The sequence below is a fragment of the Methylophilus methylotrophus DSM 46235 = ATCC 53528 genome, from assembly GCF_000378225.1.
GTDB classification, from domain to species: Bacteria; Pseudomonadota; Gammaproteobacteria; order Burkholderiales; family Methylophilaceae; genus Methylophilus; species Methylophilus methylotrophus.
The window spans coordinates 193,158-207,679 of sequence record NZ_KB905141.1 but is presented as its reverse complement, the minus strand read 5'-3'; the positions used below and the strand labels follow the sequence as shown (position 1 = coordinate 207,679).

The window sequence follows — 14,522 nt, the reverse complement described above, 5'->3', positions numbered from 1 at the left end:
TAACTTATAAGCCAGCAATTGCGTTTAAATTATTTGCTGGTAATGCTGAGAGCAGGTTATTGATAAAAGAAATTTGGAGTTCAAAGCCGTGTGTTGTGTCAGCCGTAATCGATGAGGTACGAAATAAAATCCCATCTGGGATCTTGCCTTGTAAACCATAACTTAATTTCAGCAACCGAGTTTCTTTGCCACGAAAAACAGCTCTATTACCAATAGTTGTCCAATAAATAATTGGCTCAACTCGTGTGGAGAATGTGGCAATCAGCTTTCTTACCGGTATGCTTCCTAATGATGTATTTAGCAAAGTATTGTCTGCTGAGATAATCTGAAAACCCTGCGCTGGGTAACAAACCTCGGGATAATGTAATTGGGTTCCATCACTTTGATCCTCACCATAGGCAATGACGAGCATGACCTGCTCACCCTTACTATTTGCGTATGTGCGAGATAATGTCTGGCTGTATAGCTTATTAATCAACGTATTTTGCTCAGGGTTAACAATCCGTCCACCTTCTGAGCTGTCAATTAACTTCCACTCGCCAAACTGTAAAGGAATAATATTAGCCAATATGAAGTTTTTTCTCTCGGCTGCAATTTTTTGTGTGGGCTCCAAGTATATTGCTGCAACTGCGGCCGCAACCATGGACACTAACAAAACCATTTTTTTTAAGTTCATTAACTTACTCTTGGGATAACCGCGAAACAACAATTCTTTGTATTAATGAATCAAGCGTAATGATTAAAATCAATGCGACCATAAACAAAACGATTCCTGCAAAGCCATGAACAAATCCCTGGCCAACCTCGTCACCGAAGTAGTAAGTTATTAAAGTGATTGCAATCACTCGAACTGTATTTGCAGTAAAAGAAATCGGAATAATGAATAGTGCTAGCAAAACATTTCTCGCTAGCGAATCATGCTTTACTAAATTGAGGTATAGCAATCCTAATGCTTCTAGAGAAATAAGTGTATGCATGCCAGCACAAGCGTCTGCAACCAGTAACTGGTATTGACCAATTTGCAGAATTACGCCAGTGCGTGCAATCGGATAATCGAACCAATATAATACGTGCTCAGCTACTTGAGATACCGCAATCTTCATGGGCATGGTTACTGCATCAACAAAAAAAGCAGGGAGCGGTACCATGAACAACATAAAAAACAACGGAAACCACAACACGACTAAGCTTTTCCAGCCCTTAAATAGCAAAATAAGTGAAGCAATAAGCAGCATTTGTCCGCCCATATCAAGAATCAATATATCTTGAGAACGACCAATGATGTAGCAAAACAAGGCAAATACAAATAATAACCAGCCAGAGATGTTTGCCGGTTTATTGGGTAGCGTTAAAGCATTTCGTTTGTCGTAAAATAAATATAGCACGACCGCAAGAACCAATGGCCCGTGGGCTTGATCTGAACTGTTCCAAACTGATTGCGTTAGGTAAACGTATGTTGGGATTATTACCGACATAAAGCCGATAATAATTGGCCAGAAGGCTACGAGTATCGACGGTAATTTCATCAAGAGCTTGTCTTGCATAAGAACCCTAATAATTATTGACTACCGCACCAATAATATTGGCACCTGAACCTTCAACCTGATTTTTTAACAACCTGAATTGTTCAATTGAAGTATGATGCACTCTTGATACCAATATAGCGCCCCGAGAAATCGAAGCCAACATTTGAGCATCAGAACCTGCAGAGATGGCCGGACTGTCGATAATAATTACGTCGAAAATAGAGCTGGCGTATTTGATTAACTGGGGGAAGTTTTGCCTGCCAATTAACTCCTGTGGGTTTGGTGGTACAGTGCCCGCACCAAGTACAGTTAGGTTTGGAAAATCAGGTATGTTAAATAATGCTTCCGCACCTGGCGTTCGATCAGCCAAAATGTCTGACAAGCCAAAAGACTGCTTCAGGTTGAATATTTTATGTTGACGCGGCTGTCGCATATTGCCATCAATTAACAATGTTTTTTTGCCAAGCTGGGAAAACACAACAGCCAAATTGGCAGCAATATAGCTAGCTCCTTCTCCTGAATCTGAAGCAACTACTGTGAATGCTTTGAAACCCTCATTTAACCAGCGAAACATGATCTGGCTACGTAGAGCCCTGAAACCCTCCACTTGGGTTGAAAAAGGCTGGTATGCTGCAACCAGATCGGCACTATACTGGGCATTTGCGGCAGGGAGGTATGCGTAGTCAAACTGACGGGACAGCACTTGCTGCAAGTCATCCTCGGTAATCAGGCCTAACTGTTTGGCTGCATCGCCAAACTTGATACCCTCTTCTTTTTGTCTACGCAAAATACGGTCAGTATCTTCTGGGGTTATTTTACCCATGTCCAACAACAAGCGTCCGATACTAGAGACATTTTCATGTGTTTTGGAATCAATGATTTGCTGACTCATATTAATAACCTTTAGAAAAAGGCGGCAGTAGCACGCTTTTTTTTGTTTTAGAACCATTTGATTCGATCATTGCAAGCAAGGGCAATTCAAGTAATTGTGTAATATCTTCAGCGCTACGTACTTTTCTGTTCATCATTTCAGAGAAAAGCGCGAAAGCGATTCCTAACATACCACCGAGGAAAATCGACAAAAATGTATTGAGCAATAGTTTAGGGCTTGAATGCTTATCTGGAGGAATCGCAACGTTCAGGATGGATATATCGCTTTCATTCGCCTTCCCTTCAATGCTATTCTGATTCAATCTTTGCGTTACATTGTTATATGCAGTTTGCGCGGTTTCGACGTCTCGCTGCAAAACAATTAACTGGTCCCGAGAGCGATTTAGATCTAACACTTTCTGCTTTTGTGCTGCCAAAGCGGCTTTAAGCAATGCTTCATTTTGAGAATAAATACGAGCACTACCACCTACACTATTGCCAATTCTAGACACTTCAATATCTAATTGAGACTTGAGTTTGTCAACTTCAGCCTGTGCAGACTGATATTGTGGGTGATTAGTGCCAAGTCTATTACCTGCTTCTGCCAACTTTGATGTGGCCTGTGCTAATGCAACCTTCAAATTCTGAATGACAGGACTAGCGGCGACATCCGGAGACGCATCGCCATTTGCATTTGCATTTTTTTGCCGGGAAGATGAATCAAGCGCTTGGGCTTGAACCATAATTAACTGATTTGCCAGTTGGTTAAGTTTAGCGTTCTCCACATCCAGGTTTTCCGCAATACTGGTCAAGCCATTTTCTTGCTGATATCGCGACAGCTTGACCTGAGCCTCTTCAAGTTTTTCACGGTAAATTTTTGCTTGTGTCAGCAAATAACCAGCAGCTTTTTGTGAAGGCTCGACCTTTAACCGCAAACTCGCCTCTTGGTAAGCATCGGCAAACGCATTCGCAATAGCCGCCGAGAACTGCGGATCGCTACCCGTGTAACTGATTTCAAGGATACTACTTTCACGAGAAGGCTTGACGTCGAGCTTTTTTAGCAACAATTCAGCCAGCCAGTCTTCGATATTCACTGAACCCTCAGATGCTTCTTCAAACTGCTGTTTGATGACTGGACTATTGGTCAAACCCAAGTTTTGCACAACTTTCACTGCAACGGCATGACTAGTAATAATATCGACCTGAGTAGCCATATATCCAGGCATCAATTGGGCTTGCATTACCATGCCACTCAAAGGGTCAACACCTTTGTAATTAACGACTAAGGATGTTGTGGCCGTATAATTTTTGGGTAAAACCAGGCTAATTGATATTGTTGTGCCAACAATAATTAAAAATGTCCAAATAATAATTTTGGCTCTTGCTTTAAGTATCAATAAAAATTGTGAAAAATTCATAATATGGCCCTTTGCTTAAAGCAAGCTTTCCTCGATATACAACACGTCTTCATCTTGTAATAAACTAGTTAACCCCGGTGTTTGTTTGATGACTTCATTACGCTCGTCTTTACGATGCAATTTGACTGAGCGTTGGGTGCCTCGGATGGTCAAGCCACCCGCTTTGGCAATCGCTTGCATCACGGTCATGTTTTTATCAATTTTATACATGCCAGGGCGCTGCACTTCACCGTAGACGTACACTTGTGGCGCTTTAGGCACATAAAGTACATCCCCAGGATAGACCTGCTTGTTTTGTGCAGAATTCGGCGCTTTAAATAACTCGTCAATATTGATTTGCTCAGTCACAGGTGACCCAGAGATTGAAGTGGTATAAAACATGACCTCACCAGCATTTTCGTTAGGGCCACCAGCCAAAGAAATAAAGTCACTGATTTTACGCATGCCACCCTGGATGCCATATTTGGCTGGGCGTAACAATTGTCCCACCACCGCAACATCACGCGTTCCAACATAAATAGTTTCACCGCCAACAACTGCGATATCTTCTTTACCAACGTGTTGGTTAATGACGTCATGCAGATCAAATTCGCTACGTTTGTCACCCCGGACGACTGTGACAATCTCTGAACCTTCAGCGGTGATACCGCCCGCCTCTGCGATCATGTCTTTTATGTCTGATGGCCGGGTGACTGGATAACGGCCAGGTTTAAGCACACCGCCCAGTACAGAGACTGTTTTGCTCAAAAACTGCAGCACCACCAAAGAGACTTGAGGGCTAGCAATAAAGCCTCCACGTTGTAACTGCTCGGCAATTTTCTTTTCAGCTTCAACGGTGCTTAAACCACCTACCTTCACCTCGCCGATGAGCGGAAAAGTCAGAATGCCGTTTTCTGCAATGCGAATTTCTCTGGTAAGCTCTGCATCACCGTAAACAGTGACTTTCACAAAGTCACCGGTGCCTAAGGTGTAATCTGCCAGCACAGGCAGAGAGAACAACAACGTGAATAAAAACAGGCAGCGTGTGAACAATTTCATATCTAGCTCTCGAGTAAATTTATTTTATTAAAGAATAAACGGTACGTTATCGACAAATGAATAACCGGTCTATAGCCCTTTTAAGCCATGATCAAGATTATTGGTTTTGTCATTGGCAGAAGCCGGAGAGGCTTTAGCCGTGGCGCTTGCTTCGTCTTGCTTCAGATTAGGGTCTAGCACTTCAATCTGCGCCAATTTTTTTAGCCGTTGCACTTCATCCAGAATCAACTGCTGACGTTTACGCTCATTGACCGCTTTGGTGGCCATATCTTTGGCTTGCTGTTCGGAGAGTGGCACCTCGGCAATATTGGCAATGCTGCGCGCGACGACTTTGATATCGTCGTGCATAAACATTAAATCGCCCACTTTGAGCTGGTCTGCCAGGCCGACTGCTTGTTTGGGCAATGCCTCGCTTGGAATGGTTTCTTCTGCGAGCTCAAAATGTATTTGGTGACTATTGAGCCAGGCTTTTAATTCCTCGGCATTACTGACCAGCGTTTGTAATTGGTTAACGTCGACCTTGGATGCGTCGTTCGCAAAAATAATATCTGAAGTGGTAAACACTTTGCGGTGACTGAATACTTCAGGGTGCTCAACCATGAATTGTTGAGCTTCTTTTTCAGTGGCAGGGCCTAAAGTAGACACTTTTCGCGCCAAATAAGCCTGGGCATAAATCTGCGCCCTGGCAGCATCCACCAGTTGCATGACTTCCGGGGTGCGGTCCAGGTTAAGCTTTTGCGCTTCTTGCACCAACAATTGACGGTCAATCAGGCTGGTGAGCATTTGTTTGGCCACTTTTTGCGGATTAGCCACCGGCACTTGCAGGCGCTGCATTTCGCCATTGATTTGATGTACGGTAATTTCGTCGCCATTGACCTTGGCCACTACCTGAGTTTGCTTGCCTATTGGATCACTGCTGCCACAAGCAGCTAGTGTGGCTAATAACAGGCTTGTCATTACTATACGTTTCATGGTTTTTTGATTCCTGTTTTTTATAAAATAACGGGTTCAGGTTGCAAATTGATGACGGGGGTTAATATTCAACGCTTTGAATTGAAAAATGTCTTAAATTTTCAAATCCTAAATTTTTAAATCCAGGGTCACACTGGTTGTTACGTCATCAAAGTCAAAATTATTGTAGCCATTGGAGGCATTGCGTGAGGACTTGGTTGAATTAAGAATCAAGCCAATACTTCTTAGTGGCTGCCAGGTCAAGGAGGCCCCCAAACTGCGTTCATCGTCAGTGCGAGACGGCAACCCTGCGACCACTGGCTGCTTGAAATCGCGTTGCGCATAGCGGCCATTGATGGCAAAAATTAATTTATCACTGAAAAAATAACTCATGTTTGCTGTAAGTGCATCGGTAGCCGAATAACTACTATACGGCGTATCAAACTGACCAATTGTACGAGCTAACTCAGTATTTAGTTTGAGCTTGCCAGTTAACAGTAAATCATACCGAATATAACCCAACCATGAATCATAATCTCGCACGCCGAAGTTATCGTACTTGCGGGACAAATACGCCAGCTTGGTACTCAGATTACTTTTACCAGTGGCTTTAAAGACGGTATCCCACTCAAATTCATCCTCACTGTAACCGTTATCAAAAAAACTTACAGAATCGATGCTTCGCTTGAAGTCCCCTGCCCGTTTATGCGCTAAAAAGGTGATGCTCGTACCAGACGTGAAGTTATAACTGGCCCCATAATCAAAAGCTGTGTATTCGAAATCAGGGATGGCATTAAAGGTTCGGCTGTTGGTAGCACTGGATTCAGTAAAGCCTGCAATCAGGGCCCATACTTTATGTGGAGAATACTCAGCACGAAACTGATTGGTCTCGGTGGTGCGAATATTTTGGGCCAACGTTCTAAAGTCGGCAAAACCGGCCAGCGCCTTGGATTTGGTAGAAGATAGTGTGCCCGTTAAAGCCGGTGTAAGCGTCCAACGCCAGGCTGCATCATAGTTGAGGGTATTAAAATCGAGAAAATCATTACGCTGATATTGATTATCCACATAATTGAGATTCACAATAAAACGCTGTTGCGAGTAGCTTTTATCGAGTTTGACCCCTGCCGTGTAGGTGGTAACCTGGTCAGAGATTTCATTATTACTCAAGCGAAACAGGTTGTTATCCCAGGTTTTATTGACCGCAGCGTTGAACTGCAGGGTGTCGAATTCATCTGCTATCGTGTTTGAAGCATAGAGTACTGATAAACACCACCAAATGAGTTTGGGCACCTTTGTTAATGATTTCACGTTTTTTGGTTTTATGGACATGCAGTGGCCGTATTGATTAAAAATGAGGCGATTGAATTACCAGATGATTATGTGCACAAAATGTGGTTTTAATTAAAGCTAAGAGCCCTGTTTTCATTATAGTCACGCGAGCAGCATCAGGCACCACAAATGATAAACCATGATGAACAACTATTATTAATTTTTTTTGACAGATTACCATGTTAATCCAAGTGATGCACCTGTACAAAAGGGCGATTGCAAGAATCGTGCATTGATGCCACTATCGCAGTTGCGTTAAACTTAAATAAATATAAGAAATAATGGTTACGCGGGCAAATTGCTGCATTGCACGCTACTCAGACCTCACTGTACTCTATAGTACTGATTCGGTGATTGCGTTGCGTGCGCCTTGCACTTTAGATTCCGCCCGCTCACTTATTTTTGTATTCATTTAACATTGAAGCCCCAACACAATAATTACTAATTTCACATATGGCGACTAAACCTCCGATCAGAACACTCTCCGGCTTTTCATCTGGCGGGAGTAATCCACTTTACATGCTTGAGTCTCTCGTTGAGCCCTTGGTGATGGTGTTTGTGCTGTGGGGGTTGTTTATTTATACCGAAAACCGCATTCCGATGTCGATTTTTATTACATCGATAGTGCTGTTTTCGATTTCTTTCCCCAGCGGCGCCAAGATTCGCAAGGGCTTTGCCAAGATGTGCCGGGATGTGATTGGTCAATGGCTGGTCATTGCCACCTTTTTGCTGACCTTTGCTTATATCACTCGTTACATCACCTTATATAGCGAAAAATTAATTCTCGCCTGGTTGATTGTGACGCCAGTTGCCCAGATTATTGCGTTGCAGTTACTAAAATGGGCCAGCCCCAAATTGATTGAGTGGCAAGGACCACGACAAAACACCTTGATTATCGGCTTGAATGAGCAAGGTCTGCTTTTGGCGGATAATCTGAAACGTGATTATTATCAAAGAATCAATATATTGGGATTTTTTGAGGACCGCGCGCCTAACCGGCTTCCGCACATAGATTCTTATCCGGTACTTGGCAGCTTGAATGAACTGAGTCATTACCTGAAATCACACACTGTACACAAACTTTATATCGCTTTACCGATGTCCAGTCACCCTCGTATTTTGAAACTATTAGACGATCTTAAAGACACGACAGCTTCCATTTACTTTGTGCCTGACATCTTTGTCACCGACCTGATCCAGGGACGCGTTTCGGATGTCAACGGCATTCCTGTTGTTTCTGTGTGTGATACGCCATTTACTGGCATGGATGGCTTTATCAAACGCACGGCAGATATTTTATTTTCATTATTGGTGTTGATTCTGATCTCGCCTATTTTGATCGGTATTGCGATTGCAGTAAAACTCACCTCTCCTGGCCCCGTTATTTTCAAGCAACGTCGTTACGGCTTGGATGGACAACAGATTTTGGTGTACAAGTTCCGCTCCATGACCGTCACTGAAGATGGTGCAACGGTGACACAAGCCACCAGGAATGATCAACGCATTACGCCACTGGGTGCCTTTTTGCGCAAAACCTCCCTGGATGAGTTGCCGCAGTTTATTAATGTGTTACAAGGCCGCATGAGTGTGGTTGGGCCACGCCCACATGCGGTGGCGCATAACGAGGAATACCGTAAGCTGATTAAAGGCTATATGGTACGCCACAAGGTAAAACCCGGGATTACCGGCTGGGCACAGGTAAATGGCTTCCGCGGCGAAACGGACACGTTAGAAAAAATGGAGCAACGTGTCCATTATGACCTTGAGTACCTGCGCAACTGGAGCCCTCGCTTGGATATGTTGATTGTCGCCAAGACGATATGGCTGACCATTGTTGGTCAAGATGGGGCTTATTAGGGAAAGCAAGCAAATAAAAAACCGAACAATTTGTCCAGTTTTTTATTTTTGATGATGGTCAATGAGTGCCAGCGCCCGCGTTACCCAATCTGGTTGCAAACAATCCAGCACATGTACATAATCCATGCCGCGCAACCAGGTTAGCTGGCGTTTAGCCAGTTGGCGCGTGGCATACACGCCATGCTCGCCCAGCGTTGGCAAGTCAATATCACCATGCAAATACTGCAGCACCTGACGATAGCCGACACAACGCATACTCGGGGTATCCATGTTCAGTTGCGGATAGTCAATCAGTAATTTTTTCACCTCATCTACAAAGCCTTGTTTGAGCATCAGCTGAAAGCGCTCAGCAATGCGCTGATGCAGCACACTGCGGTCACTGGGCATCAAGGCCAGTTTAAGGATATTGAATGGCAGCGATACTTTTTGTGACTGCGCGCGCAAGACGCTCATGGGTTTACCACTAATGCGGTATACCTCCAATGCCCGCTCTATGCGCTGAGAATCGGTGGTGTGAATTTTGGCGGCGACAGTGGGATCGATGCTGGCTAACTGGGCATGCATGGCCGGCCAGCCTACGGTGTTTGCTTCGGCTTCAATTTGCGCGCGAATGGTGGCATCTGCTTCTGGCAAATCACTTAGCCCATGCTGCAAGGCATTGAAATAGAGCATGGTGCCGCCAACCAGTACCGGGATACGTCCTTGATGCGTAGCTTTATGCATCAGCGCTAATGCATCCCTGGCAAATTGCGCTGCAGAATACTGTTCTAGCGGTGAAATAAGGTCGATCAAATGATGTGGCGCCTGCCGCAGCGTCTCGGCATCAGGTTTAGCCGTACCTATGTCCATATCGCGATAAACCAGCGCGGAATCGACGCTGATAATTTCTACCGGAAAGTGTTGACACAAGGCGATAGTGGCGGCCGTTTTACCACTTGCAGTCGGCCCCATGAGGAAAATGGCAGGAGGCAGGCTGGCGTTAACAGGTGAAGACATAGAAAATCAAAAATTAATCAATCATGCGCAACACTTTTAGATTATTTATCGTACTTCACATAACTGAAACGCAGGTCATCCTGAGGCGTACCTTCCAAAGCTGAGCCTGCCTGTGGTTGCCATTGAATCACTTCTTCAATTTTACGCGCCAGTTCAATGTCTTTCATGGTGATGCCTTTAGCGCTGTGCGTGCATAACTTCACGATCACAAACGCATACGATACCGTTAAATCAGGGTGATGCCAGGCTGCTTCTGCCAGGTGTCCAATAGTGTTCACCACCATGAGCGTGCCCTTCCAGCTATTGGTTTTGTATTTGCGGCGTATCCAGCCATCTTCATAAAACCAGTGTGGCAATGATTCAGAAAAGTGTTGTTGAATTTCCTGCTCAGTAAGTACTTGTTCGGTCATGGCATTCTCCTCGTCGTTTTCTTGAGAGGCTCACAGTATACTCTTGTGGTGGCTATGCTTAATCCCAGATTTTCCATTAGGCGACATTTAATCTACTTGAACGTCAACTTGTCCATTTTGCGTCTTTTTGGCGCAAATTTTCGGTCAATAGAATGACTATTACCCTCAAATTTTCACAAAAAAATCCATCAAACTGTCCAGCGTTGCCATTTCAAGTCCCAATGGAAAATCTGGGATAATGAGGAAAATCCTGGTTTAACCTGTCAGGGAAGCACACAGCGCGGTGATCACGGTTAAATCTGCACTTGTACCAGGATTCAACTTTTGCTGTTTGAGTGCCTGGTCCCAGGCTAGCAATTGAGGCAGGTAATGTTTGGGATTCTCCAGCGCTAACAATGCCTGGTAATGCGTTTGCGCCACCTGTTGCACAGCTGCGGCAGTTTTAACCCCATATTTACGCACAATATGACTATCAGGAAACGTGGCCAGCCAATACAGATACACCACTGACAATGCCCACGCCGGGCGTTCCCAGCGTGCTATCAGCTCGCGATAAAGTGGCAACGCTTGAGAGAAGATGGTTTCATAACCATCGACATATTGCCGCGCGACCATATCATGCGCGCTTGCCAGGCGCATCGCTTCCAGCAAATCAATTTGCGGCGCTTGTGAAACATCATGCTCTTCGCGTTGACCCATCCCAGCAGGATTCACTAATCGTATGCCTTTATATACGCAGGCCGCATCGGCTATCGTGGTTTGTTGCAGCACGTGTTGCAAGCCATTTTTTAACGGTAATTGCGGATATGTTGATAAGGCGTGAACGACTGGGGCTGCCAATAACAAGATGCCCAAATTAGTATTGCAACCTACCTTGTCATAAGTAGCTTGTAGTGCATCTAATATCCGTTGCCCTAAAGAACGCACACCAAACACCTGATCATCACACAGCGCTGGCGCAGACACTTCGGCGCTCTGGATAAAGTCCTGTACCTGCATGCCATGACCATCGGCAAAAATATGCACATTGCCGGGTTTGAGCGCCTCCAGCTCTGCCAGGCAGGCGTTGAGGTAGGCTTGTTGTACTGAGGTGGTCATAAGGATTAGGACAGATTAGCCTTGCGCAAGAAGTCATTGACCAGCACGTCAGCAATCTCAAATGGGGTGATGCTTTGCAATCCCCGCCAGGCAGGGATACTGTTGACCTCGATCACCCATAACTTGCCATGTTTGTCGCGCATGATATCTACTCCGGCATAATCAATATTGATGGCTTGTGCCGCCCTGACGCCAAGCTCAGCTACATCCACTTCGTGACATACAGTACAGCGTGCGCCACGGGCGACATTATGTAACCAGTTCTCCCCTTGCCGCTTCATGGCTGCCACCGGCTCGCCACGCACGACAAATACACGATAATCATGCTGATGCTGGCCACACTCGATTTTTTCTTGCAGATAATACACCCCATCGACAAACTGATCTTGCGGTAGCGCAAATTGCTGCGGATGCTCTATCAAACGTACACCTTTGCCCTGGGAGCCAAACAGCGGCTTGATCACCAGAGACTTGCCGGCATCCAGCGCCTGCTGCATCAAGGGATGGGCAACGCCGCGATGTTCGCATATCCAGGTGGCGGGTGTGGGAACGCCGTGCTCTGCCAGCAATTGGCTGGTCAGGCCTTTGTCTACGGTTATTTCAATGGCCCGCGCCTGATTGTAAATTGTCATGCCCTGGCGTTGCAGGGTATGCAGGATATTCATACGCGTGATGATTTGCTGGGTGGTGCCCGCCGCCACGCCACGCACGAATGCCAAAGGTGCAGCTTGTGTGAGCCCTGGGATGTGGACTTGCACCTGCTGATTCACAATACTGACGTGGCAACTATCCAATGACACCATCAATGCCTGCCAGCCAAGTTTTGCAAAGGCTTGCGCCAGACTCTGTCCGTGCCAGCCACCAGCCTGGGCTACTTCGTCGGTAAAAATAGGAAGGACGTTCATGTCAGCGTTGAAATGATCACGCGGGACCCATGCATTTTGCACAGAATCCCGCGTCAAGAACTTTTATAGCACCTTAAATTTAACTTCCAAATGATTGATTCAGAAGGGTTTCATTAAACTGGCCGCCAAAGAAAGTCTTGCCGGACTTGAGGTTAGTCACACTGACTTTGGCTGGAGAGAACAACATGGGGTCAATCTGGTAAAAGTCCATATTAACGGCTTTGAACACCTGTGCGAATGGGCGGCCGTAATCTTTGGATGAAGAGGAAGGTAGTTGCTGGGCGAGTTGTTCCGCTGCAGCATCATCGGTATTCACAAACAACTGCACAAAGCCGCCAAACAGGATCGCATCATTGGTACGGCCCATGCCGACGATAAAGTCTGGCGAGGGCGCCGGTACTGGCGCGACACCATAACCATCGACAATGGCATTCAGGTCAAAATGCAAGGCATGGCATTTATGCAGTGCAACTTCGAGCACACGTGCAGTCACTTGCAAGGAACCGGCCACACTGCGGGTTGGGGTCAGGATAAATGTCAGCTTATTGGCTGGCAGGCCAGTATCTCTGGCCACTTTTTCAATCACCTGCACAGGAGGCACCTTGTCGGTTTCCAGCACCAAAACCGTTTGCTCGCCTTTATCACTGTAATTAATATCTTTGAAGACTTCTTCACGCTGTGCAATTGAGCGTGCCGGGCCACTGCCCAGTGAGAAGAATTTTTCGTGTGACAAGGCCCAGCCGGCATACTGACTGCCAAGGCAGGCAATCACCGGTTGGGTAGCTGTCACCACGACACTGAGAGGCCAGTGGGCAAATTGCGGCACTTGCTGCAACGACACTCTACCTAAACCACCCATGCAAATTTCGGCGATGATGCGCCCTGCTTCCAGGCCGCCAGTTGCTTGAATACCTGCATCCACAATCGTGGCGCCTGTTTCATGCGTTGCCACTGCGCAGCCTAAAGCTGGGGCATTGGCCATCAGATGCGCCACCAGTGGTGCGCTATATTGTTGAACGCTAATGGATGTTGAATTCGATGCGGTTACAGACATAAGTCCCCCATAGTTTCTCTAATCGTGTTTTCTTATCTTGCAAAGCCTGTAGCAATTCCCTGTCTGAGTCCCCTTGTGCATATAGACTGCAAACGGGCAGACCCGCAGCAATCATGCCACCACTGGGCCGGTCTTCCAACCAGTCAGGAAAGTCTAGATGACTTGCGTTAATCTCTTGTCGTGCATACGCAATGCAATGGCAGGCATGCGTTTTAGTATGTTGTTGCAGAGGCATGATGTTGCCATTGCAACTGTCCATATGCGCTTTTATCAATGGCAACCCTGCATACAGACGCATACTGGCGCTGAGTCGGGGGTTCACCTCGATGAGATGCAACTCGCCCTCATGCCAGATGGCATCAATACTGTTAATGCCAACTAATCCCAAGCCTGGCAAGACTGCCTGCAATAACTCTGTGGCAGCGACAGTTAGCGCTGGATCATGCAAGCGCTTCACGCCTGCATAAGCATAGCTCCCTGCGCGTTGCTTGAGTGCATGTACGCCAATCAATGTGAATGCCTGCTGATGCGCGACAAACAATATTCCCACGGCTTGTCCTGGCTGAAATGCTTGCCAGTAACTTTTTGCAGTGACTGTTGCTGCAGGTGACCAGTCTTGCACATGCATACCACCACATCGTCCCGCCTGTTTATGCAGCCAACGACCTTCGACCGGCTTTTGCGTGGCGATGCATGGCGACTGGACGCCGTGCGCATCACAATAATTTTTCAGCCATTGCGGATTTTTGACCCGGGCCACGGTTTCCGGTGTATTGCCAAATATTGCATGGCGTGTGAATAACTTTGCATATGCCGCTTGATCTGCTTCAAAACCAGAACCAAGTAAAACGGCATCCGGCTTGAAACTATCCAATACTTCCATTAACCCAGACATTTCATTGTTGACATCCGGTCCGCACAGGCCTGGCCAGTGGTATACCAATGTTGCAGATTGCTGCGTATCGTTATCCGCAAACGCGTCCACAGCCAATACACTAAAGCCTTCTTGTTGCGCCATCTGGCTATAAATACGCGCACTCTGTGACAATACAGCCAATCGCAAGAATCGC

At 46.1% G+C, this 14,522-nt stretch carries 14 protein-coding genes; 1 reads left to right on the top strand and 13 read right to left on the bottom strand.

The annotated features are described in order from the left end of the window. Positions 1-4: 4 nt before the first annotated feature. From epsI to epsL, 7 genes are all read right to left on the bottom strand, one after another. A complete protein-coding gene (epsI, locus tag F463_RS0100995; protein ID WP_018985170.1) occupies positions 5-676 on the bottom strand; it encodes an exosortase-associated protein EpsI, B-type in 672 nt (223 codons plus the stop codon). A gap of 4 nt (positions 677-680) precedes the next feature. Further along, entirely contained in the window at positions 681-1,544 is an 864-nt protein-coding gene (gene xrtB / locus F463_RS0100990) for an exosortase B (protein WP_018985169.1), read from the bottom strand. Between the two features lie 7 nt (positions 1,545-1,551). Continuing rightward, the gene (epsG, locus tag F463_RS0100985; RefSeq protein ID WP_018985168.1) at positions 1,552-2,418 is read right to left on the bottom strand and encodes a chain length determinant protein tyrosine kinase EpsG; all 867 of its coding nucleotides are present in this window, start codon (positions 2,416-2,418) and stop codon (positions 1,552-1,554) included. Position 2,419: 1 nt separating this feature from the next. Continuing rightward, on the bottom strand, positions 2,420-3,814 hold the full coding sequence (gene epsF / locus F463_RS0100980; RefSeq protein WP_018985167.1) for a chain length determinant protein EpsF: 1,395 nt from the start codon (positions 3,812-3,814) through the stop codon (positions 2,420-2,422). A 15-nt stretch (positions 3,815-3,829) separates the two neighbouring features. Beyond that, on the bottom strand, positions 3,830-4,852 hold the full coding sequence (locus F463_RS0100975; protein WP_018985166.1) for an SLBB domain-containing protein: 1,023 nt from the start codon (positions 4,850-4,852) through the stop codon (positions 3,830-3,832). A gap of 69 nt (positions 4,853-4,921) precedes the next feature. Then, positions 4,922-5,848: an EpsD family peptidyl-prolyl cis-trans isomerase gene (locus tag F463_RS13945; protein WP_281163704.1), complete on the bottom strand. Its 927-nt coding sequence runs from the start codon at positions 5,846-5,848 to the stop codon at positions 4,922-4,924. Between the two features lie 84 nt (positions 5,849-5,932). Next, a complete protein-coding gene (epsL, locus tag F463_RS0100965) occupies positions 5,933-7,111 on the bottom strand; it encodes an XrtB/PEP-CTERM-associated polysaccharide biosynthesis outer membrane protein EpsL (protein WP_245545094.1) in 1,179 nt (392 codons plus the stop codon). A 540-nt stretch (positions 7,112-7,651) separates the two neighbouring features. Between epsL and F463_RS0100960 the strand changes: the two genes are divergently transcribed. Next, entirely contained in the window at positions 7,652-8,989 is a 1,338-nt protein-coding gene (locus F463_RS0100960) for an undecaprenyl-phosphate glucose phosphotransferase (RefSeq protein WP_018985163.1), read from the top strand. 42 nt (positions 8,990-9,031) lie between these two features. Here F463_RS0100960 and miaA read toward each other — a convergent pair whose 3' ends face one another. The 6 genes from miaA to F463_RS0100930 form a co-directional block, all read right to left on the bottom strand. Next, positions 9,032-9,985 (bottom strand): tRNA (adenosine(37)-N6)-dimethylallyltransferase MiaA, encoded by a 954-nt coding sequence (gene miaA, locus F463_RS0100955; RefSeq protein WP_018985162.1) that lies wholly within the window; start codon positions 9,983-9,985, stop codon positions 9,032-9,034. Positions 9,986-10,026: 41 nt separating this feature from the next. Further along, positions 10,027-10,395, bottom strand: coding sequence for a 4a-hydroxytetrahydrobiopterin dehydratase (locus tag F463_RS0100950; protein WP_018985161.1), 369 nt, complete (start codon positions 10,393-10,395; stop codon positions 10,027-10,029). A gap of 255 nt (positions 10,396-10,650) precedes the next feature. Next, the gene (locus tag F463_RS0100945; RefSeq protein ID WP_018985160.1) at positions 10,651-11,493 is read right to left on the bottom strand and encodes a triphosphoribosyl-dephospho-CoA synthase; all 843 of its coding nucleotides are present in this window, start codon (positions 11,491-11,493) and stop codon (positions 10,651-10,653) included. Between the two features lie 5 nt (positions 11,494-11,498). Next, entirely contained in the window at positions 11,499-12,398 is a 900-nt protein-coding gene (locus F463_RS0100940) for an ATP-grasp domain-containing protein (RefSeq protein WP_018985159.1), read from the bottom strand. A 79-nt stretch (positions 12,399-12,477) separates the two neighbouring features. Continuing rightward, positions 12,478-13,452: a methenyltetrahydromethanopterin cyclohydrolase gene (mch, locus tag F463_RS0100935; protein WP_026295188.1), complete on the bottom strand. Its 975-nt coding sequence runs from the start codon at positions 13,450-13,452 to the stop codon at positions 12,478-12,480. Then, positions 13,418-14,515 (bottom strand): ATP-grasp domain-containing protein, encoded by a 1,098-nt coding sequence (locus tag F463_RS0100930; RefSeq protein WP_245545093.1) that lies wholly within the window; start codon positions 14,513-14,515, stop codon positions 13,418-13,420. Before F463_RS0100930 ends, mch begins: the two co-directional genes overlap by 35 nt. Between the last annotated feature and the right edge of the window lie 7 nt (positions 14,516-14,522).